Annotated in this window: 13 protein-coding genes and 1 CRISPR repeat array (1 of these 14 cut by a window edge); of the genes, 12 read left to right on the forward strand and 1 reads right to left on the reverse strand. The window is 41.1% G+C overall.

Features of this window, described 5'->3' with window-relative positions; genetic code table 11:
- Positions 1-1,341 carry a Na+/H+ antiporter NhaC family protein gene (locus ACRCA4_RS06265; protein WP_433185721.1) on the reverse strand — a complete coding sequence of 447 codons (1,341 nt, stop codon included), beginning with the start codon at positions 1,339-1,341 and terminating at the stop codon, positions 1-3.
- Between the two features lie 177 nt (positions 1,342-1,518).
- Here ACRCA4_RS06265 and ACRCA4_RS06270 point away from each other — a divergent pair, with 177 nt between their 5' ends.
- The 12 genes from ACRCA4_RS06270 (at position 1,519) to cas6f (ending at position 19,155) form a co-directional block, all read left to right on the forward strand.
- Positions 1,519-3,390 (forward strand): MFS transporter, encoded by a 1,872-nt coding sequence (locus ACRCA4_RS06270; RefSeq protein WP_433185724.1) that lies wholly within the window; start codon positions 1,519-1,521, stop codon positions 3,388-3,390.
- A 120-nt stretch (positions 3,391-3,510) separates the two neighbouring features.
- The gene (locus ACRCA4_RS06275; RefSeq protein ID WP_433185727.1) at positions 3,511-4,665 is read left to right on the forward strand and encodes an iron-containing alcohol dehydrogenase; all 1,155 of its coding nucleotides are present in this window, start codon (positions 3,511-3,513) and stop codon (positions 4,663-4,665) included.
- 71 nt (positions 4,666-4,736) lie between these two features.
- Positions 4,737-5,543 carry a 4-hydroxy-tetrahydrodipicolinate reductase gene (gene dapB / locus ACRCA4_RS06280; RefSeq protein WP_433186009.1) on the forward strand — a complete coding sequence of 269 codons (807 nt, stop codon included), beginning with the start codon at positions 4,737-4,739 and terminating at the stop codon, positions 5,541-5,543.
- 201 nt (positions 5,544-5,744) lie between these two features.
- Complete coding sequence (gene carA, locus ACRCA4_RS06285; protein ID WP_433185730.1) at positions 5,745-6,872, forward strand: glutamine-hydrolyzing carbamoyl-phosphate synthase small subunit; 1,128 nt, start codon at positions 5,745-5,747, stop codon at positions 6,870-6,872.
- A gap of 30 nt (positions 6,873-6,902) precedes the next feature.
- Positions 6,903-10,124, forward strand: coding sequence for a carbamoyl-phosphate synthase large subunit (carB, locus tag ACRCA4_RS06290; protein WP_433185732.1), 3,222 nt, complete (start codon positions 6,903-6,905; stop codon positions 10,122-10,124).
- Entirely contained in the window at positions 10,121-10,597 is a 477-nt protein-coding gene (gene greA / locus ACRCA4_RS06295; protein ID WP_433185735.1) for a transcription elongation factor GreA, read from the forward strand. The genes carB and greA overlap by 4 nt, the downstream gene beginning before the upstream one ends.
- Positions 10,598-10,831: 234 nt before the next feature.
- Positions 10,832-11,809: a type I-F CRISPR-associated endonuclease Cas1f gene (gene cas1f, locus ACRCA4_RS06300; protein ID WP_433185738.1), complete on the forward strand. Its 978-nt coding sequence runs from the start codon at positions 10,832-10,834 to the stop codon at positions 11,807-11,809.
- Positions 11,806-15,150: a type I-F CRISPR-associated helicase Cas3f gene (gene cas3f, locus ACRCA4_RS06305; protein ID WP_433185740.1), complete on the forward strand. Its 3,345-nt coding sequence runs from the start codon at positions 11,806-11,808 to the stop codon at positions 15,148-15,150. The genes cas1f and cas3f overlap by 4 nt, the downstream gene beginning before the upstream one ends.
- A gap of 15 nt (positions 15,151-15,165) precedes the next feature.
- A complete protein-coding gene (csy1, locus tag ACRCA4_RS06310) occupies positions 15,166-16,524 on the forward strand; it encodes a type I-F CRISPR-associated protein Csy1 (RefSeq protein WP_433185743.1) in 1,359 nt (452 codons plus the stop codon).
- On the forward strand, positions 16,524-17,477 hold the full coding sequence (gene csy2 / locus ACRCA4_RS06315) for a type I-F CRISPR-associated protein Csy2 (RefSeq protein WP_433185746.1): 954 nt from the start codon (positions 16,524-16,526) through the stop codon (positions 17,475-17,477). The genes csy1 and csy2 overlap by 1 nt, the downstream gene beginning before the upstream one ends.
- Before the next feature lie 13 nt (positions 17,478-17,490).
- Complete coding sequence (gene csy3, locus ACRCA4_RS06320) at positions 17,491-18,486, forward strand: type I-F CRISPR-associated protein Csy3 (RefSeq protein WP_433185749.1); 996 nt, start codon at positions 17,491-17,493, stop codon at positions 18,484-18,486.
- 3 nt (positions 18,487-18,489) lie between these two features.
- Positions 18,490-19,155, forward strand: a complete 666-nt coding sequence (gene cas6f / locus ACRCA4_RS06325; protein ID WP_433185752.1) for a type I-F CRISPR-associated endoribonuclease Cas6/Csy4 — start codon at positions 18,490-18,492, stop codon at positions 19,153-19,155.
- A 161-nt stretch (positions 19,156-19,316) separates the two neighbouring features.
- A CRISPR array of direct repeats spans positions 19,317-21,955; the repeat unit is 28 nt; unit sequence GTTAGCCGCAGCACACGCGGCTTAGAAA (it continues 3,153 nt past the right edge of the window).

A 21,955-nucleotide genomic window follows, 5' to 3' on the forward strand; every position in this document is an offset into this window, starting at 1 on the left:
CTAAGCGTAACTAACAGATGACTTGCTTTGGGCTGAAGAGCGTAACAGTATAACGGCAATAGCCACGACTAATAAAATCACACAATAATAGCTTTGGCTAATAACGTGCCAAGGTGATAAGCCAAAACTGGCCCCGAGCAATAGCGCTTGTGCGCCATAAGGCACTAAGCCCTGACTAATACAGGCAAAGATATCTAATAAACTGGCACTACGTTTGGGGCTTATTTGGTGTTTTTCGGCCAGGTTTTTACTAAGATCGCCAGTTAAAACAATGGCAACAGTGTTATTAGCAATACAGAGGTTACTACTAAAGGCTAAAGCGGCAATGGCCAGTTGTTGTGCTTTATTACCTGCTAGCTTCAGCTTAGAAGCCAAAAACTGAATGCCAGAGGCTATCCACTGTAAACCGCCTTGCTGCTTAATAAACTCACTTAACGCACTGACTAACATTGCTAAAATGAAAATCTCTTGCACATTAGCAAAGCCGCTAGCAATGTCTTTACCTAGTTTGCCGATATTGTAATCGGCAAATAAAGCGCCTTGTGCTGCAGCTAAAAGCACACCTAGCACTAACACGACAAATACATTAAGGCCCATAACCGCTAACATTAAAATAGCGGCATAGGGCAGTATACCGGTCCAATTAATGGCTTGTTGGCTAATAACAGCGCCATCTGACGATAAGAAGATATACAGAACAAAGGTGATAATAGCGGCCGGTAAAGCTATTTTTATATTTTCTTTAAATTTATCCGACATCTTAGCGCCTTGGGTACGAGTTGAGGCAATAGTGGTGTCTGAAATAATAGATAAATTATCGCCAAACATGGCACCGCTTAATAATACCCCAGCGACAAGTGCGGGTTCTAAACTGGCTTGATTCGCTAAAGTCACGGCGATAGGCGCTAATGCAGCAATGGTTCCCATAGACGTACCCATAGCCGTAGCTATAACAGCGGCAATAATAAATAACCCCGGTAGTAGCCAGTCGGCTGAAACGAGGCTTAAACCGGCATTGACTGCGGCATCGACGCCTCCAGTGGCAGTAGCGACGCTAGCAAAAGCACCGGCAAGCAAATAAATAATACACATGGTAATAATATTCTGATTGCTCGCGCCTTTGATCATGACATCAATTGATTCGGTTAACGGCGCTCTATGAAAGTAAACCGCTAACATTAACGCCGGAATAATCGCTACATGGCCAGGCAGTTGATAAAAGGCATAAGCTACATCTTGGCTTTGTAAATATAAGCCGGTACCTAGAAATAAAATAATAAAAACCAGCAGTGGCACTAAAGAGCGCTTAGCGCCAACAGGATGGGTATAAGATGTGGTCATAGCGAGCCCTTTAATAAGTCAAATTTAGCGCAGCGATATAGAGTAACTAACGCAATATATAGACGGCTAGATGTCCTGTCAACTGCAATGCTATCGATCTAATAGCTGGCGCTGTGCTAAGGATTTTATTATGCTGCACAGCGGTAACTAGTTAAGCACATTGTTAATGGAGTTGGGATGTCAGGGCAGAAAATTATGGTGTCAAAACGGTTTTTACCGTTTTTTTTAACGCAAGCACTAGGCGCTTTTAATGATAATGTGTTTAAAAATGCCTTAATGTTAATGCTAGCCTTTACCGCTGCTAACGCCTTGCCTTGGCCGACTGATGTTACAATGAATTTAGCAGCAGGCTTGTTTATATTACCTTTTTTACTGTTTTCAGCTACCGCTGGAGCCTTGGCTGATGCCAGTTGTAAAACGCGGTTAATCCGCCGCTTAAAGCTGATAGAAATTGCTTTAATGTTAGCGGCCGCGGCAGCGTTTTATTTTCAGCAATATTTACTTTTACTCGGATTATTATTCTTAATGGGCAGCCAGTCGGCATTTTTTGGCCCAGTGAAATACGCTATTTTGCCACAGTTGCTGTCTGATAAAGAATTGCTAGCGGGTAATGCATGGGTAGAAATGGGCACTTTTGTTGCTATTTTACTTGGCACCGTAGTGGGCGGCTTGATCGTTGGCTTTACACAAGCACCGCTATGGGTGGCGGCTGTGATTATTTTATTTTCGGTTTTAGGTTATTTGGCAAGTCGGCATATTCCCGATGTAGGCAAAGTAACGGCAGCGCAACCATTTCAGTTTTCGCCTTGGCAGCAAACTAAAACAGCCATCAGCATTAGCTATAGCAATCGCAACTTATATCTATCAATTATGGCTATTAGCTGGTTTTGGTTTTTAGGCGCCAGTTATCTAACTCAATTTCCTAACTACACTAAAACAGTATTAGGCGGCGACAATACCGTCGTCACGGCATTACTTGTCGCGTTTTCCATGGGAGTGGGTATTGGCTCTATGCTTTGCGAGCGCTTATCTGGCGACAAAGTTGAGCTTGGGATAGTTCCTATTGGCTCTGCTGGGTTAACTCTGTTTGGTATCGCTTTATATATAAGTAGCCCATCACAGGCCCCGACCAGTTTAGTAAACTTAAGTCAGTTTTTTGCTACCGCTCATGGCTGGTGGTTACTTATTGATTTAAGCCTAATAGGTGTTTTTGGTGGTTTATTTATTGTGCCCTTGTATGCGTTATTGCAGCAACGTGCTCAGTCGAATCAACGTGCCCGTGTTATTGCGGCGAATAATATTTTTAATGCATTATTTATGGTTGCCAGCGCTGTAGCCGGTATTTTCTTTTTATCTGTACTGCAAATTTCCATTAGCGAATATTTTCTTATTCTGGCGATAATGAATTTTGTAGTGGCCTTTTATGTTTATTATCAAATGCCAGAATTTGTCTGGCGTTTTATTATTTATTTACTTAGCCATAGTATGTACAGAGTAAATAAAAAAGGTCTAGAGCATATTCCTGATGATGGCGCTGCGGTTTTAGTGGCAAACCATGTGAGTTATGTTGATGCCTTATTAATAGCCGGGGCAGTAAGACGGCCAGTACGGTTTGTAATGGAAAAAGCCATTTACGACTTACCGGTTGCGAACAAAGTGTTTAAAGCGGCCAAAACCATTCCTATTTGCAGTAAGCAGCGTAATGAACAGGTGCATGAAGCTGCTTTTGCTACGATTAAACAAGAGCTGGCCATGGGGAATTTGGTCTGTATATTCCCAGAAGGGCGTTTAACCAAAGATGGTGCCATTGACAGCTTTCGTCCTGGTGTAGAGCGCATATTAAAAGAAAGCCCAGTGCCTGTTGTGCCTATGGCCTTAAAAGGTTTATGGGGATCGTTTTTTAGTCATCAAGGAAACGGCGCCTTTAAATTTAAAGGTCGTTTTTGGTCAACAATAGAATTAGAAGCAATTCAAGCCATACCCGGCGCAGCTGTAACGGCGGAAAAACTAGAGCAAACAGTGAAACAAATCTATGCTGATAATGGCTAATTAACTGATGACAATTGCCGTTGAGCGCAGTTAGCATTACTTAGTCTTGAATTGCTTTATCTTAATTAATATACAGTAGTCAATGTTATTAATAACAGCTGCAATTTAAGAGATAATGTTATGTTTAATTTTAGCTTTCAAAACCCAACCAAAATTATTTTTGGCCAAGATCAAATAGCCGCACTAAATGACAATATTCCGCCCGACAGCAAGGTGTTATTGTTATACGGTGCAGGCTCTATTAAACGTAATGGCGTTTATCAGCAAGTGACAGCAGCATTAGCCAATTTTGATTGGCAGGAATTTTCAGGCATTGAGCCAAACCCAAGTTTTGAAACCTTAATGCAAGCGGCTGATTTAGTACGTCGTGAAAAAATTGATTTTCTGTTAGCTGTAGGCGGTGGCAGCGTGATAGATGGCGCTAAATTTATTGCCGCAGCGGCTGTTTTTGCAGGCGATGCGTGGCAGATTTTAGCCGAGGGGGCCGAAGTTACTTCTGCGATTGCACTAGGTTGTGTCTTAACTTTACCAGCAACCGGAAGTGAAAGTAACGGCAACTCTGTTGTAACCCGTTATGAAACAAAACAAAAACTAGGTTTTTCTAGCCCCTTAGTCTATCCCCAGTTTGCTATTTTAGATCCAAGCGTCACCTTTAGCTTACCAACTAAACAAGTGGCTAATGGTGTGGTAGATGCTTTTATCCATGTCATAGAACAATATTTAACCTATCCGGTTAATGCGTGTGTTCAAGATCGTTTTGCAGAAGGCCTGTTACAAACACTTATAGAGCAAGGGCCATTGGCGTTAACTGAACCTGAGAATTACAATGTGCGCGCCAATATTATGTGGGCGGCAACAATGGCACTAAATGGCTTAATAGGTAAAGGGGTACCCCAAGATTGGGCAACCCATATGATTGGCCATGAACTTACCGCCTGTTATGGTTTAGATCATGCGCAAACTTTAGCGGTTGTATTACCTGCTTTATTACAACATAAAAGGCAACAAAAACGGCAAAAGCTGCTGCAATATGGCCGTAGAGTATGGCAGTTAACCTCAGCGGATGAAGAAGAGGTTATTGATCAAGCCATTGCCTTAACCCAAGCATTTTTCCAGAAAATGGGCGTGCCTACTCAGTTAGCCGATTATGGCCTGAATAGTGAAGCCATTGATACTGTGGTTGCCAAGTTAACCGAGCATAATATGGTTAAGCTAGGTGAGCATGCTGATATCACCCCTGAGGTGAGTCGGCAAATATTACAATATGCCCTTTAATATTCTGCTTTATACTGGTAACGGCATTTGCTCTAATGCCGTTAATTATTAATAACATTCAAGGTAATACTATGCCCGCTCTTGGAGTTTTTGGCGCTAATGGTCGTATGGGCCGAGCATTAATTAATGTTGCACAGCAACAACAATTAAATTTAACTGCGGCCACAGTGCGCAAAGGCTCAGCCTTGTTAGGCCTTGATGCCGGTGAGATAGCCGGTTGTGCTAAGTTAGCCCTACCAGTTACCGAAGTAAATGCCGCTAGCATTCAACAAGCGGATATATGGCTTGATTTCACGTTACCCGAGCCAATGCTAAACCATTTGCAACTTGCTGTTGCGCATAAAAAAGCAATGGTCATAGGCGTTACAGGCCTAACTGATGCTCAGTATGCTCAGCTACAACAGGCAAGTCAGTTTATCCCTATAGTCTGGGCACCGAATATGAGTGTCGGCGTTAATTTATTACTGCATCTGGCTAAAAAAGCGGCCAGTGTAATGGGTAATACAGCCGATATTGAAATTATAGAAGCCCATCATCGCTTTAAAAAAGATGCCCCTTCAGGTACCGCACTTGCAATAGGCAACACCATAGCGGATAGTTTAGGGCGAAATTTAAGCGATGTTGCTGTGTATGGCCGAGAAGGTGAAACGACAGAGCGTGAACAACAAAGCATCGGTTTTTCCACCATTCGTGGTGGCGACATTATTGGTGATCACACCGTATTATTTGCAGATCTGGGTGAAAGACTGGAAATAACTCACAAAGCATCAAGCCGACAGACCTTTGCCCAAGGTGCCATGCGCGCTGCTGCCTGGTTGAAAAATAAACAGCCCGGACTTTATTCTATGCAACAAGTGCTGGGTTTAACTGATTTATAATGAGTTTATGCAGACTTCAGTGAATAAATATTAGCAAAGCCTGCATTTTCAATAAAAGCAAAAAAAGCATAGAAAAAAAACTGAAAATCGGCTAAAGTAGACAGGTTTGCCTAAGGCAAATTCGGGTATCATATTTTGGGTCAAAACGGGTGCTAAACCTTAATCGTGTTTAAGCCCGTTTTTTGCTGTTTGGAGGTTATTTTGTCTAAGTCCGCCCTGCTCGTACTGGAAGACGGCACCGTATTTCGCGGTACAGCCATTGGCGCTAAAGGAGTTTCTGTTGGAGAGGTAGTGTTTAATACTTCAATGACGGGGTATCAAGAAATACTAACTGATCCCTCGTATGCAGAACAAATCGTCACACTTACTTATCCACATATCGGCAATACCGGCACCAACTCTGAAGATGAAGAATCTAGTCAGGTTTGGGTTAAAGGTTTAATTATTAGAGACTTACCTCTACTTTGTAGTAACTTCCGTAATCAACAATCGTTAACTGATTATCTTAGTGCGCACAATATTCTTGGTATCGCTGATATTGATACCCGTAAACTAACCCGAATCTTGCGAGAAAAGGGTGCGCAAAACGGTTGTATTATGGCGGGTGATGATCTTGATGAAGCCAAAGCATTGCAATTAGCAAAAGACTTCGGCGGCTTAAATGGCATGGACTTAGCTAAAGTTGTTAGTACTAAAGAAACTTATACATGGACAGAAGGCGTTTGGACACTTGGCGCAGGTTTTAATTTAGAAAATAGCGGTGAGTTCCATGTTGTCGCTTATGACTTTGGTGTAAAACGTAATATTTTACGTTCATTGGCCCAGCGCGGTTGTAAGGTTACCGTAGTACCTGCGCAAACACCGGCCGCCGATGTTTTAGCTATGAATCCGGATGGTATCTTTTTATCTAATGGTCCTGGCGATCCAGCACCTTGTGATTATGCTATAGAAGCCATTAAAACCTTCTTGACCACCGATATTCCCATTTTTGGTATTTGCTTGGGCCATCAGCTATTAGCATTAGCCAGCGGTGCTAGCACACTAAAAATGAAGTTTGGCCATCATGGTGCTAACCATCCAGTACAAACCTTAGCAACTAAAAAGGTTATGATTACTGCGCAAAACCACGGTTTTGCTGTTGATGAAACTACGTTGCCAGATACATTACGTATGACACATAAATCGTTATTTGATGGCACTTTGCAAGGCTTAGAGCGCACAGATAAACCGGCATTTAGTTTCCAGGGCCACCCTGAAGCTAGCCCTGGGCCCTACGAAGCCGCTGAGCTGTTCGACCACTTTATTGCGCTGATGCGTAAATCAGCCTAAGCCAACACGAATTACGGAGACTCAGACGCAATGCCAAAACGTACCGATTTAAAAAGTATTCTAATCTTAGGCGCTGGCCCTATCGTAATAGGTCAAGCTTGTGAGTTTGACTATTCAGGCGCTCAAGCCTGTAAAGCCTTAAGAGAAGAAGGCTATAGAGTTATTCTAGTTAACTCTAACCCAGCGACAATTATGACCGATCCAGAAATGGCCGATGCAACTTACATTGAGCCAATTCACTGGAAAGTGGTAGAAAAAATTATTGAAAAAGAACGCCCTTGTGCTGTTTTACCTACTATGGGCGGACAAACTGCACTTAATTGTGCCTTAGACTTAGAGCGTCATGGCGTTTTAGCTAAGTACAATGTTGAAATGATTGGCGCCACTGCCGACGCCATTGATAAAGCGGAAGATCGCAGCCGCTTTGATAAAGCAATGCGCTCTATCGGTTTATCATGCCCACGCGCTGGCTTAGCCCATTCAATGGAAGAAGCCTTTGAAGTGCTAGAAGAAATTGGCTTCCCTTGTATTATTCGCCCTTCATTTACAATGGGTGGCTCTGGCGGTGGTATAGCTTACAACCGTGAAGAGTTTGAAGATATTTGTGAAAACGGTTTAGCCCTATCACCCACCAAAGAATTATTGATAGATGAATCATTAATTGGTTGGAAAGAATATGAAATGGAAGTGGTTCGAGACAAAAACGATAACTGTATTATTGTTTGTTCTATTGAAAACTTCGATCCTATGGGCGTGCATACGGGTGACTCTATCACCGTGGCGCCGGCACAAACCTTAACTGATAAAGAATATCAAATTATGCGTAATGCTTCGTTAGCAGTATTACGTGAAATTGGTGTTGAAACAGGTGGCTCTAACGTTCAGTTTGGTATTAATCCAGAAGATGGCCGTATGGTGATCATTGAGATGAACCCACGGGTATCTCGTTCATCGGCGTTAGCCTCTAAAGCAACGGGTTTCCCTATTGCTAAAGTTGCTGCAAAATTAGCGGTAGGCTTCACTTTAGACGAATTAGCCAATGATATTACCGGCGGCATAACTCCTGCGTCATTCGAGCCAAGTATCGATTATGTTGTAACGAAAATTCCACGCTTTAACTTTGAAAAATTCGCTGGCGCTAATGATCGTTTAACCACACAGATGAAATCGGTGGGTGAAGTGATGTCAATTGGCCGTAATCAACAAGAGTCACTGCAAAAAGCGCTACGCAGCTTAGAAACTGGCATGTCAGGTTTAGATCCTATTGTTGATTTAACTGCAGCAAATGTTAAAGACACTATTGTTCGTGAATTAAAAGAGCCCGGTGCCGAGCGCATTTGGTATATCGGTGATGCATTCCGCTTTGGCATGTCAATTGACGATATCTTCGCATTAACTAAGATAGACCCTTGGTTCTTAGTGCAAATTGAAGACTTAATTAAAGAAGAACAAGCTTTATGCGCAGCCGGTTTTGCTGGCCTAGATAAAGACGCTATTGCTCGCTTAAAACGCAAAGGTTTTTCTGATAAACGCATAGCCGATGTATTAGGCGTAAGCGAAAATGAAGTGCGCAAAAAGCGTCATAGCTTTGATATTCACCCTGTTTATAAACGGGTTGATACCTGTGCGGCAGAGTTTGCTTCTAATACTGCTTATATGTATTCCACTTATGATGAAGAGTGTGAAGCAGCCCCAACGGATCGCGATAAAATTATGATTATCGGCGGTGGCCCAAACCGTATTGGTCAAGGCATCGAGTTTGACTATTGCTGTGTACATGCAGCTTTAGCTTTACGCGAAGATGGTTATGAAACCATTATGATCAACTGTAACCCAGAAACGGTTTCAACAGATTATGATACTTCTGATCGTTTATACTTTGAGCCAATCACTTTAGAAGATGTATTAGAAATCGTTGCTAAAGAGAAGCCAAAAGGCGTTATCGTTCAATATGGTGGGCAAACACCATTAAAATTAGCGCGTGCTTTAGAAGCTAATGGTGTGCCAATTGTAGGTACTTCTCCTGATGCGATAGACCGCGCTGAAGATCGCGAACGTTTCCAGCAAGCTGTAGTACGTTTAGGCTTAAAACAGCCAAAAAATGCAACAGTAACCAGCATTGAAGAAGCAATTAATACCGCTGCTGACATCGGTTTCCCAATGGTTGTACGCCCATCTTATGTACTAGGTGGTCGAGCGATGGAAATTGTTTATGACGAACAAGACTTACGTCGTTATATGACCGATGCTGTAAGCGTATCTAACGATTCACCGGTGCTATTAGATAACTTCTTAGACGACGCTATTGAAGTAGATATCGACGCCATCTGTGATGGTACCGAGGTTGTAATTGGCGGCATTATGGAGCATATCGAGCAAGCGGGTGTTCACTCAGGTGACTCAGCCTGTTCATTACCTCCTCATACCTTGTCGGCTGAAATTCAAGATGTTATGCGTGACCAAGTACGCAAATTAGCACTTGAGCTTGGCGTTGTTGGCTTAATGAATACCCAGTTTGCGGTAAAGAATAACGAAGTTTATTTAATTGAAGTAAACCCTCGTGCTGCCCGGACTATACCTTTTGTTTCTAAAGCAACAGGCGTAGCAATCGCTAAAGTAGGTGCGCGCTGTATGGTTGGTCAATCATTAGCATCGCAAGGCATCACTAAAGAAATTATCCCGCCTTACTTCTCAGTAAAAGAAGTGGTGATCCCGTTTAATAAATTCCCAGGTGTTGACCCTATTTTAGGCCCTGAGATGCGTTCTACCGGTGAAGTAATGGGTGTGGGCGAAACCTTTAGTATGGCTTACTCTAAAGGACAGTTAGGTTCAAGCTGTAATATCCCAACGGGTGGTAGAGCCTTGCTTTCGGTACGCGACAGCGATAAAGTGCGAATGATAGATTTAGCTAAGCTAATGGTTGCTAAAGGCTTCACGCTAGATGCAACTGGTGGTACAGCTAAAGCATTACAAGCAGCAGGTATCGAATGTCGTACGGTAAATAAAGTTTCTGAAGGCCGTCCACATATTCTTGATAGAATTAAAAACGGCGAATACAGCTATGTTGTAAACACAACAGAAGGCCGTAAAGCGATAGAAGACTCAAAAGCAATTCGCCGTGGTACCTTGCAATATAAAGCTAACTACACCACAACACTTAATGCCGCCTTTGCCACTGTAGAATCCAGTGCAGCCAGCGCGTTTGAAAGTGTTGTGTCGGTACAAGAACTACATAAGAGAGTGAACGCATGAGTCAGATCCCAATGACGGTGCAGGGCGCAGAAAATTTGCGTAATGAATTGCATGAATTAAAGTCAGTAAAAAGACCGGCTATTATTCAAGCAATAGCAACTGCGCGTGAGCATGGCGATTTAAAAGAAAACGCGGAATACCATGCAGCTCGTGAGCAGCAAGGTTTTTGCGAAGGTAGAATTCAAGATATTGAAGCTAAGTTATCTAATGCGCAAGTAATTGACATTAGTAAAATGAAAAATACTGGCAAAGTTATCTTTGGTGCTACAGTAACTATTGTTAATTTAGAAACAGATCAAGAAGTTACTTATCGCATTGTCGGTGATGATGAAGCCAGTATTAAAAATAACCTAATATCGGTGAATTCACCTATAGCCCGTGGTTTAATTGGTAAATCAGTTGATGATGTTGCCAATATCACCACACCTAATGGCGTAGTAGAATATGAGATAAGCGCGGTAGAGTATATTTAATAACTATGCAACACCAAGCTGGATGAAAAATAGCGCCTAATGGCGCTATTTTTTTATGTATACCTGACTTATATAACATGGTCTTTTAAGTTCAATGCAAATAGTTCATGACAAATAAATAGTTGAAAAAGAAGCTGTATACTTAAAAGAGTGTGTTTATTTATACAGTATTGCTAAAAGTAGTGTTTTGTTTACATTAGTAGCCCTAATAGGGAATATTGTTAGGACTAACCTATGGATAACTTGGCTCCTTCAGATTTAAAAACAATTTTGCATTCCAAGCGCGCTAATTTGTTTTATCTTGAATATTGTAGGGTAATGCAAAAAGATGGCCGTGTTTTATACCTTACCGAGGCAAAAAACGAAAACCAGTACTTTAATATCCCCATCGCTAACACCACAGTTTTATTACTAGGTAATGGCACCTCTATTACTCAAGCCGCTATGCGAATGTTGGCCCAAGCAGGTGTGTTGGTTGGTTTTTGTGGCGGTGGTGGCACACCTTTATATATGGCTTGCGAAGTTGAGTGGTTTACACCACAAAGTGAATATAGGCCAACAGAATACTTACATGGTTGGTTACAATTTTGGTTTGATGACAACAAGCGCTTGCAAGCTGCTAAGTTATTCCAACAAGCTAGAATTCACTATATTGAGAAAACATGGCAAAAAGATCGAGATCTTAAAACAGAAGGTTTTAACTTTACTGATACTGCTATTCAAGCTGCATTAGAGACATTTCACAGCAGAACCACCAACGCAACTAAGCCGTCAGACTTATTGTTAACAGAAGCACAACTTACTAAAGTGCTATACAAATACGCCGCCAATAATACTCAGTTAAAAGACTTTACCCGCCAACATCAAAGTAGCGACAAAGCGAATGACTTTTTAAACCATGGTAATTACTTAGCCTATGGTTTGGCAGCTAGTTGCCTATGGGTATTAGGCATACCGCATGGTTTTGCGGTAATGCACGGTAAAAGCCGCCGAGGCGCTTTAGTATTTGATGCTGCCGACTTAATAAAAGACGCCATAGTTTTACCTTGGGCCTTTATCTGCGCTAAAGAAAACGCCACCGAACAAGAATTTCGCCAGCAAGTATTACAAGCCTTTACTGATCACAAAGCATTAGATTTTATGTTTAACACGGTAAAAAATATTGCCCTACAAGATTACAGTGCCGAGCAAATAGAGGCACAAAATCTATGATGGTAACCTTTGTATCACAGTGTGAAAAAAACGCCTTAAAAAAGACCCGTCGCGTGCTAGATGCTTTTGCCAACCGCATTGGCGATAACACCTGGCAAACCTTAATAACCGAAGACGGCTTATTAACCGTAAAAAAAATGCTTAGGCAAACCGCCAGTCGCAGCACAGCTGTCAGCTGCCACTGGATCCGTTCTAGATCACGCAGCCAGCTACTTTGGGTAGTGGGTAGAAGAAGTGCCTTTAATCATGAAGGAATAGTGCCTGTAAACTCAACAAAAAAAAATTTGTTACATAACGAATGGGAAAGTAATTGGATATATGCACCCAGTATACAAATAATGGCAACACTAGCAGCTTTAATGCATGACTTAGGAAAGTCTACTCTTGGATTTCAGAGCAAGCTATTTGAAAGTGCTAAACAGGCTGATCCATATCGACATGAGTGGCTATCATTAAAACTTTTTATTTGGCTAGTGAAAGATTGTCAGACAGATAGAGAATGTTTAGAGCGATTTATTAATATAAAACAATATCTACTGCAAAATACTTTTCAAAGTACTGTACTACAAGGTACTGAGAAAGATAACGCTGATTTAGAGAACTTACCTCCATTAATGCAATGGCTAGCTTGGTTAATTGTTAGCCATCATCGTTTACCGCCTTTAGATAAAGCATTCTATGATGTAAAAGCCAAAGAGCAGATCAAAACCGGCGATAAAAAATTAAAGCGTTCACAGGGATCATTTTATAAGAAGTTGAAAGCTAGTGATTACTGGGTGAGAAATCAAGAAGCAGCAGAAAAATGCGAAAGAACACGTAATAACAGCTTTTGGAAAATGGACAACCCTGTTATTAAAAGTCCAGATTGGCAATCAGGAATTAAGCGTTGGGCTACAAAAGCATTAGCTAATACTGCATTAATGCAATTAAGTGATATGCAACAAGTAATAGCTAATCCTTTATTATTACACCTATCAAGATTAAGTTTAATGCTGGGTGATCATAACTATTCGAGTTTAGAAAAGGATGATAGAAGAAGAATTAAAATAACTAATAAATTTACAGGCTTAGCAGCTAATACAGATAGAAAAACCGGAGAAGTCAAGCAGCCGCTTGATGAACATTTATTAGGAGTTGCTAAATTCACTGCTGTATTTGCTAGGCAGATACCTGTAATTGCTGAAGTTCTACCACGAATACAGCAACAGCAGACGCTACAAAAACATACCAATATTGAACGGTTTAAATGGCAGAATAAGGGCTATGATTTAGCGTTAACACAACAAAAAGCAAGCGATGAAAACGGTTTTTTTGGCGTTAACATGGCCTCAACCGGTTGCGGCAAAACCATTGGTAATGCACGTATTATGTATGCTTTATCAGATCCTGCTAAAGGTGCTCGATTTACCATAGCTTTAGGTCTTCGTATATTAACCTTGCAAACAGGGCAGAGCTTTCGTCAGGATTTAGGTTTAGATAATGATCAGTTAGCGGTATTAGTTGGTGGCGCTCATAAAGCATTATTTGAATTACAAAGTGAGCAAAAGGAATATGATGAGTCTGAAAAGTTTGGCAGTGAGTCAGTAGAAGAACTTTTATATGAATGGGTTGATGGGGATATCAATTTAGAAGTTTTAAATGAGCTAGGTTTAGGTACTGTAATTGAAAACCCAAGTGCCAAAGCATTATTAGCTGCGCCTATTGTGAGTTGTACTGTCGATCATATTATTCAAGCCAGTGAGTGTAAGCGGGGAGGTAAATACATTGCGCCTATGCTGCGCTTGTTATCAAGTGATTTAGTATTAGATGAGCCAGATGATTTTAACCATGAAGATTTACCCGCCTTAGCGAGACTGGTCCATCTAGCAGGGTTATTTGGTGCAAAAGTTTTATTGTCATCAGCAACTTTACCGCCCGATTTAATAGCTGGTTTATTTAAAGCTTATAAAGCAGGTCGTGAGCTATATAATCAAAGCCAAAACAAAGCCGCACCACAAATTGTTTGTGCATGGTTTGATGAAAACCGTTGCCAAGCTACACAAACATCAGCCCCGCCATTATTTAATGAGCAACATTTGGCATTCACTAAAAAACGTGCTGAATACTTAAATAAACAACCAACGCAACGTAAAGCAAAAATACTGCCTATTACATTAAGTTTTAGCCAAGAAAAAAAGCCAAAGTTTTATCAAGAGTTATCAGACTGCTTACTTAAACAAGCCTTTGAGTTTCATCAGCAATATCATTTAGCAAAGGACAATAAAAAGGTAAGTATAGGCTTAATTAGAATTGCCAACATCGATAATATTATTGGCTTAGCTAAGGCAATGTATACCAAACAAGATTTTGAAAGTAATACGCATATCCACCTTTGCTGTTATCACGCTAAACAGCTTTTACTACTGCGGAACAACTTAGAACAAAAACTAGACAGAGTGTTAAAACGAAAAGAAGAACAACCAGAGTTGCTTCTATCGCATCCTGAAGTAAAAGCAGCAATTAAAGCCAGCAGTGCTCAAAATCATATTTTTATAGTTATGGCGACACCAGTTGCGGAAGTGGGTCGTGATCATGATTATGATTGGGCAATAGTTGAGCCTTCGTCCATGCGCTCTATTATTCAACTAGCAGGTAGAGTTTGGCGACATAGGCCAAATAAAGTGGCTGAGCAACCTAATATCGCCATCATGCAATACAACATAAGAAGTATGAAGTTAAACCATAAAATAGACCAGCCTGTTTTTATCCGGCCCGGCTTTGAAAGTAAACAACACTTATTGCAAAGCCATGACATGCAGCAGTTGTTGCCTTCAGAATTATTAGAAAAAATCAATGCTAACCCTAGAGCTTTAAAGCCCCTTAAGCTAGAGCCTGAAAAGCGATTGGTAGATTTAGAGCAACACGTTATGCAAACCATTATGAATAACGACTCGCTCAATTACGTTAATGCCTATTGGTATAACGAAAACACATCGCAACGTTCACATACATTTTTACAAACCATTAGCCCTTTTAGGGCAGGTCAAATGCAAGACGCTTGGCTAATTCTGCCCAATGATGATGGTGGCTTTGATTTCTATAACAGTGAGCAAGTAAAAAAACAGACACTTTTTACTGCTAAAACTAATAATGAAAACTTTATTGTTACTGAGCTAGAAAATACTAGCACTAATATTAGCCCTTGGTTAAGCAACGACTTATCAGAAGCATTAATTGAATTACAAAACTTACAACCTGAAAAAAGCCTAACTTCATTAGCAATAAAATTTGCTACGGTTAACTTGGAAAATAATGTTCAAGGCTGGTGCTTCAATGAAACATTAGGTTTTTGGCGTAAGTAATAACAAGGAGAAAAAATGGAAAGCATTACTCAAGAGCAGGTCCAGAAAGCTATTAATGCTTTTTTAACCAGCCAATATGACAAGAAAACGGAGGCGGAACAAAAGCAATTATTAAAAGCGCAGCAAGAACAAGACTTAAACAAAATAGCTGAATTGAATGAGCTACTGCATAGCGCAAAACAAAAGTATCAATTAGAAAATTGGATGGAAGATGCAGCAACTAGAATGGCAAAACAATTGAATTTTGGTACTCATATTTCGAAAGGTATACACCCAGATGCTAAGGGGGATAATGTAACTTTTTTAAAGCAAGTTACGCATAAGTATTTTGGTACACATAGCATTCAATCTGATTTGATAGATGCTAATGGTAACGCCGCCGCTTTACCACTAGCTGCTTTTTTTAGTCAGATTGTAGATGAGCAAAAGGAGCTAAAGATAAGTGATCTGATTATTGCAAAGCATCCATCTTTAAATAATGTTTTTTCTGAAGATAAAGAATTATCGGTACAGTACCAACAAGCTTTTTTTAGTGCACTCAATAATTATATTAATACACCAACTACGCATGAACGTAATAAACAGATGTTATGGCCAATAACTCCTGAATCGAACCAATACATCACTGTTATACCATTATATCCATCTGTATTAGCTTATAATTTTTATCTGAAATTAAATAATCTTCGGTTTTCAGATGAAAACAAACAAGCAAGAGATGATCGATATAAAAAAACAGCAGAGCATAAACCTTATATAAGCTTTAATGATATTGCAGTAACTCAACTTGGTGGAACCAAACCTCAAAATATAAGTTCTTTAATGAGCAAGCAAGGAGGAAGAAACTATTTATTACCTTCTTTGCCGCCTAAGTTTAAGCAAATTAAAAGTTTTAACATTCCAGCTTATAGCGACACTATATTTAATAAAAACCTTGAATACCGTTGTCGAGAAACATTTAAAGCACTCACGCGCTTAATTAAAACAGATTATAACAATGTTAATATTCGTAGTGCTCGACAAGCCATTTTAGATGATCTTCTTTACCAAATACTAGCTATCGCCAGCACCATTCAACAGACAGAAAGAGCAGGTTGGACCCTTGATTACGCTTTAGATTACAGCGAGAAGCTATGGTTAGACCCAATGCGCGCTGAATTTGAAGGCCAAGAGCAGTTTTTAAAAGACCGAGAAACAACAGAATGGCGTAAAGACATTAGCAAGCGTTTTGCTAATTGGCTAAATGGTCGATTAAAAGAAGAAATTAAGCACGCCAAACATGAGTTTGCTGATGCAGAAAATAAAGAATGGCAAAAAGAAATGGCTGACATGATTGCCCAAAGTCAGCGTCAGGGGCAGGGGGTATTTTTATAATGAACAATGTAAATAAAGTAGTTGTGGGTTACTTAGTTCTTAAACAAATAAGGGTTGAGCATGCTAATACTATTTCAAGTCCCATAACCTATGGCTTTCCAGCAGTTACCGGATTTTTAGGCGCGGTACATGCAATGAGCAGAAAGCTACAGCAAACAAACCTATCAGAACTGAGTTTAGGTGGCGTTTTAATTGCCTGTCATGATTGTCAGCCCCAAATTTATCAAACTACACCTTATGCAGACTTCACCTTCAACCAAACGCGAAACCCAATTAAAAAAGACGGTAAAACGGCCTCAATTATTGAAGAAGGTAAATGTCATATAACGGTTAGTCTAGTTGTTGAAGTGCTAGTAACAGAAGACGAGGACGATGACGAAAGCTTAACCGAACAACAAATACAGCAATTATTAACGCTAGCAGGGCAATGGATACAACAGCAGCGTATAGCTGGTGGTAGTGTTCAAGGTTTAGCCAAATTTAAACCTCTTACTTATTTACAACCAGAAGATATTGACCAGATAAAACCATTAATTATGCCAGCATTTGTATTAATGGATGCCCATAAAGACTTATTGGAGTTAACTGAGTTGCAACAAAGAATAGACCCTAACACCACCACTTTAGATGCACTTATCGATGTATCAGCTTTACATCATGTGCCAGAGCAAGACGATAAAGGTATTACTCAGTGGCAAGTTAGGTCAGCTAAAACGGGTCGTGGTTGGCTAGTACCTATACCTGTTGGCTATCAAGCTATATCAGATTTATATGAACCAGGGGTAATGCAAAATGCCAGAAACCCTGAATACCCTAGCCAGTATGTAGAAGCCATATACAGCTTAGGTAAGTGGGTATTCCCACATAGAATAGACAACCTCAAAACTGCTTTTTGGCACTATCAACATGATACTACCAACAACTTATATTTAACGATCCAAAACCATTCTTAAAAAGGAATTAATTATGACTAAATTAACTACAGCGTCAGTTTTAGCGTTTGAACGTAACCTAGACATTTCCGATGCGTTTTTTTGGCAAACTGATAGTAAACAAAAAAATGGTCCAGTCAGTGAAGTTAAAATAGTAGAAAAGTCAGTGAGAGGCACTATTAGTAACCGACTAAAAAGTGCAATCGCTAATGACGTTGCAAAATTAGATGCAGAAACAGAAAAGGCAAACCTACAAAAAGTTGATGCAGCCGCATTGGATACCGAAAACGACACTTTAATAGCTAAATGGAGCTGTAAAGTTCTACCTTTTACCGGCCAGCCCAATGTATGTAATGATCAAGATTATCAACAAGCTTTAGTTAAAGTAGTAGCCGAGTATTTAGAGGAGCATGGCGTAGCTGAACTTGCTAAGCGTTATGCAATTAATATTGCCAATGCACGTTGGCTATGGCGTAACCGGGTAGGTTCAGAGTCAATTCAAGTTAGTGTTAAATGCGGTGAACAGACACTACTGTTCAAAGATGCTAAACAATACAACCTTAATAGTTTTGACCACAATGATGAAAACATAAAAGCCTTAACCGCATTAATAGAGAAAGGTTTACTAGGTACAGAGTTTATTATTCTATATGTAGAAGCTAAAGCCATAGTGGGTTATGGGCAAGAAGTATTCCCGTCCCAAGAGCTGATCCTAGATACGGGTAAAACTAAAAGTAAAATTTTATATCAAGTGAATGACAGAGCAGGTATGCACTCGCAAAAAGTAGGTAACGCTATCCGTACTATCGACAATTGGTATGACGATGCCGAATTTCCCATCGCAGCTGAGCCTTATGGTGCAGTGACCACCATGGGCAAAGCTTTTCGCCAGCCAAAACAAAAGAAAGACTTTTATTCACTATTTGATAACTGGATTTTAAAGTCAGAAAAGCCTGAAATAGAACAACAGCACTATGTTATGGCAACTTTAATACGTGGCGGAGTATTTGGTGCCAGTGGTAAGGAGTAATGTATGAAGGTGTACCAAGAAATAACCATCATAAAAACGCCTGATATCTCGCCGTATTTTATTTGGAGCAAACTGTACACACAATTGCATTTAGCATTAGTGGAGCAGCAAAAACCAGATAAAACGGTAGATATTGGCGTTAGTTTTCCTGAATATCATTGCTTTGAAAAAGACGGTAAAACTATTGCCGCTTTAGGCACTAAGCTGCGTGTTTTTGCATACAGCCAAGCTGCATTAGAGCAGCTTAACCTGCCAAATTGGCTAAGCCGATTAGCTGATTACGTACACATTACTAGTATTAAACCAGTACCAAGCCAAGTTCGTGAGTATTTACAGGTAACACGCTACCGGCCAAATATGAACATGGAAAAATTGACGCGGCGTTTTATGCAGCGTGAAAGCAAAAGGCTTAACAAAGAAATTAGCTTTACAGAAGCACAAGAGATGCAGAATCAACGTTTTGCTAAAGAGGCTCAAGTATCTTTAGATAAAGCTAAAGCACACTATGAAAATCCAATAGTAAAAGACTTACCATATATTAAAATAAAAAGCTTAAGTGGAGATCGTGAGTTCTCATTAATTATAAACCAACAATTAACAGAGTTACCTCAGCAAGGCAGTTTTAGCACTTACGGGTTAAGCACCGCAGCGACAGTCCCGCATTGGTAATCTGTTATAAAAAAATAAAAGGGTATTTATACCCTTTTATTTTGCTCTTTTAAAATTTGCATATTAATCAATTAATTACAAGTCTATGGAAATGTATGGGTAAAGCGAACTAATTAAAGCTAATTAGCTGTTATTCTTCGCTTTGTTCATTTAAAATCATGGTTAGCCGCAGCACACGCGGCTTAGAAATTTTTTATACCCGAATGGCGCTACTGTTGATTGTTAGCCGCAGCACACGCGGCTTAGAAAAGTAACAGGGCTAAAATCAGGGCTTTTTGCATGTTAGCCGCAGCACACGCGGCTTAGAAATTCCAAATTGTTTACCTAATGCTACTCGTACAGTTAGCCGCAGCACACGCGGCTTAGAAAACAGGCTCACCATTAACTGATTCGACATCACAGTTAGCCGCAGCACACGCGGCTTAGAAATATGTTCCATCGCCTTTAGATTGTGAACTTGGGTTAGCCGCAGCACACGCGGCTTAGAAATTGTAAAAACTCAAAGCGGCCTTTGGTAAATGGTTAGCCGCAGCACACGCGGCTTAGAAAACTTGCGTAGTGCAGCTGCTAACACGTTAGAAGTTAGCCGCAGCACACGCGGCTTAGAAAGTTGCTCTGTGTGACGGGCTTTCTTAAGCAGTGTTAGCCGCAGCACACGCGGCTTAGAAAAGTGGCTAGGCTGGTTAATGATGCCTGTGAGCGTTAGCCGCAGCACACGCGGCTTAGAAACAACAGGTTGGAAGCTAGAAGATTTACTGGTTGTTAGCCGCAGCACACGCGGCTTAGAAATTACTAGGGTTGTGCTTATGCGCACTTTATATGTTAGCCGCAGCACACGCGGCTTAGAAATGCAACAGGCACTGGTACAGTAATGCCAGATTGTTAGCCGCAGCACACGCGGCTTAGAAATGCAGATAATAAGCTATGTGATGGTGCAGAATGTTAGCCGCAGCACACGCGGCTTAGAAACGTACAGAACAACAGCCAGAAGCCGACTCATTGTTAGCCGCAGCACACGCGGCTTAGAAAGTATTGTTATTCCTGCCGAGTTAACTAAAACCGTTAGCCGCAGCACACGCGGCTTAGAAATTAAAGGAACCGTTGTTCCGTCTTTGGCTGGAGTTAGCCGCAGCACACGCGGCTTAGAAAGGTTAGCTATTCAAAATAAATTACAAGCTATGGTTAGCCGCAGCACACGCGGCTTAGAAATTAACTCAGTATCACGAGTGGTTAAATACTTCGTTAGCCGCAGCACACGCGGCTTAGAAAAATTAAAGAACGGCGCGGATCAGTAAACAAAAGTTAGCCGCAGCACACGCGGCTTAGAAATAATACCTTGCCATAGGCACTACTGGACAGCTGTTAGCCGCAGCACACGCGGCTTAGAAACGCAGCTGGTACAGAATTAACAGATGCACCTTGTTAGCCGCAGCACACGCGGCTTAGAAATTTGAAGTTGTTGAAATAGACACTGAAATGACGTTAGCCGCAGCACACGCGGCTTAGAAAATAATCTAGGGTCCAGCCGGTGCCGCTTAGCTGTTAGCCGCAGCACACGCGGCTTAGAAAGTTATGATGCGCTTCTGTCATAGTTTGCAGTTGTTAGCCGCAGCACACGCGGCTTAGAAATACCCTGATGGCATGGTCGGCATTTGGGAAGAGTTAGCCGCAGCACACGCGGCTTAGAAATGTGATTTTGAGTAGCGAATACAGTACCCCGTGTTAGCCGCAGCACACGCGGCTTAGAAAAGATAGAAGAAAGCCAATCTGGTATCGCCTTCGTTAGCCGCAGCACACGCGGCTTAGAAAAGATGCAGCTAGGCAAGGCTGTGGGTGTAAGTGTTAGCCGCAGCACACGCGGCTTAGAAAATACTCCCTGATGCACAAGTGGTAATAGACAAGTTAGCCGCAGCACACGCGGCTTAGAAAACCCAAAGAATTCTATTTAATGCATCGCTACCGTTAGCCGCAGCACACGCGGCTTAGAAAAAATTTACAGGCCCGAACAAAAAGCCGCTATAGTTAGCCGCAGCACACGCGGCTTAGAAAATTTATGTAGTGCTATTGCACAACACCCCAATGTTAGCCGCAGCACACGCGGCTTAGAAACATGTAGATCGGGCAAGTTTACGTAAATCATGGTTAGCCGCAGCACACGCGGCTTAGAAAACTTAATTCAACTAAGTAATCGCTTTGGGCCCGTTAGCCGCAGCACACGCGGCTTAGAAACAAAATGTAGGTGCGGCAAAACATGCTGCATCGTTAGCCGCAGCACACGCGGCTTAGAAATAGATCCAAAAACTGGTGAAGGTATGGCATCAGTTAGCCGCAGCACACGCGGCTTAGAAATTATATTCATCTTTTAAAATCATAAACTCAGTGTTAGCCGCAGCACACGCGGCTTAGAAATGATATGTCTAGCTGACACAGTTGGTCTTGTAGTTAGCCGCAGCACACGCGGCTTAGAAAATATCGATAAGCACTTAGCGCCCAAGCTTGGCGTTAGCCGCAGCACACGCGGCTTAGAAATTTACCTTGTTTACACTTCCATTGGTCATTATGTTAGCCGCAGCACACGCGGCTTAGAAATCAAACCAACAATCTTTATTTATTAACTGCATGTTAGCCGCAGCACACGCGGCTTAGAAATAAAAACAATAATTTTTATGTTCATAAAAAACGTTAGCCGCAGCACACGCGGCTTAGAAATGAGCAGCGTAGCCGTTTATAGTGCCGTTAATGTTAGCCGCAGCACACGCGGCTTAGAAAATGATACTGGCAAACGATCACAGTCAGCTTG

The sequence above is a fragment of the Rheinheimera sp. WS51 genome (assembly GCF_050936095.1).
GTDB lineage: Bacteria > Pseudomonadota > Gammaproteobacteria > Enterobacterales > Alteromonadaceae > Alishewanella.

What these genes read in the sequence shown, in the direction of transcription:
- ACRCA4_RS06265 (WP_433185721.1), bottom strand. Translation starts at nt 1,341, where the DNA reads ATGACCACATCTTATACCCATCCTGTTGGCGCTAAGCGCTCTTTAGTG.
- ACRCA4_RS06270 (WP_433185724.1), top strand. Translation starts at nt 1,519, where the DNA reads ATGTCAGGGCAGAAAATTATGGTGTCAAAACGGTTTTTACCGTTTTTT.
- ACRCA4_RS06275 (WP_433185727.1), top strand. Translation starts at nt 3,511, where the DNA reads ATGTTTAATTTTAGCTTTCAAAACCCAACCAAAATTATTTTTGGCCAA.
- dapB (WP_433186009.1), top strand. Translation starts at nt 4,737, where the DNA reads ATGCCCGCTCTTGGAGTTTTTGGCGCTAATGGTCGTATGGGCCGAGCA.
- carB (WP_433185732.1), top strand. Translation starts at nt 6,903, where the DNA reads ATGCCAAAACGTACCGATTTAAAAAGTATTCTAATCTTAGGCGCTGGC.
- greA (WP_433185735.1), top strand. Translation starts at nt 10,121, where the DNA reads ATGAGTCAGATCCCAATGACGGTGCAGGGCGCAGAAAATTTGCGTAAT.
- cas1f (WP_433185738.1), top strand. Translation starts at nt 10,832, where the DNA reads ATGGATAACTTGGCTCCTTCAGATTTAAAAACAATTTTGCATTCCAAG.
- cas3f (WP_433185740.1), top strand. Translation starts at nt 11,806, where the DNA reads ATGATGGTAACCTTTGTATCACAGTGTGAAAAAAACGCCTTAAAAAAG.
- csy1 (WP_433185743.1), top strand. Translation starts at nt 15,166, where the DNA reads ATGGAAAGCATTACTCAAGAGCAGGTCCAGAAAGCTATTAATGCTTTT.
- csy2 (WP_433185746.1), top strand. Translation starts at nt 16,524, where the DNA reads ATGAACAATGTAAATAAAGTAGTTGTGGGTTACTTAGTTCTTAAACAA.
- csy3 (WP_433185749.1), top strand. Translation starts at nt 17,491, where the DNA reads ATGACTAAATTAACTACAGCGTCAGTTTTAGCGTTTGAACGTAACCTA.
- cas6f (WP_433185752.1), top strand. Translation starts at nt 18,490, where the DNA reads ATGAAGGTGTACCAAGAAATAACCATCATAAAAACGCCTGATATCTCG.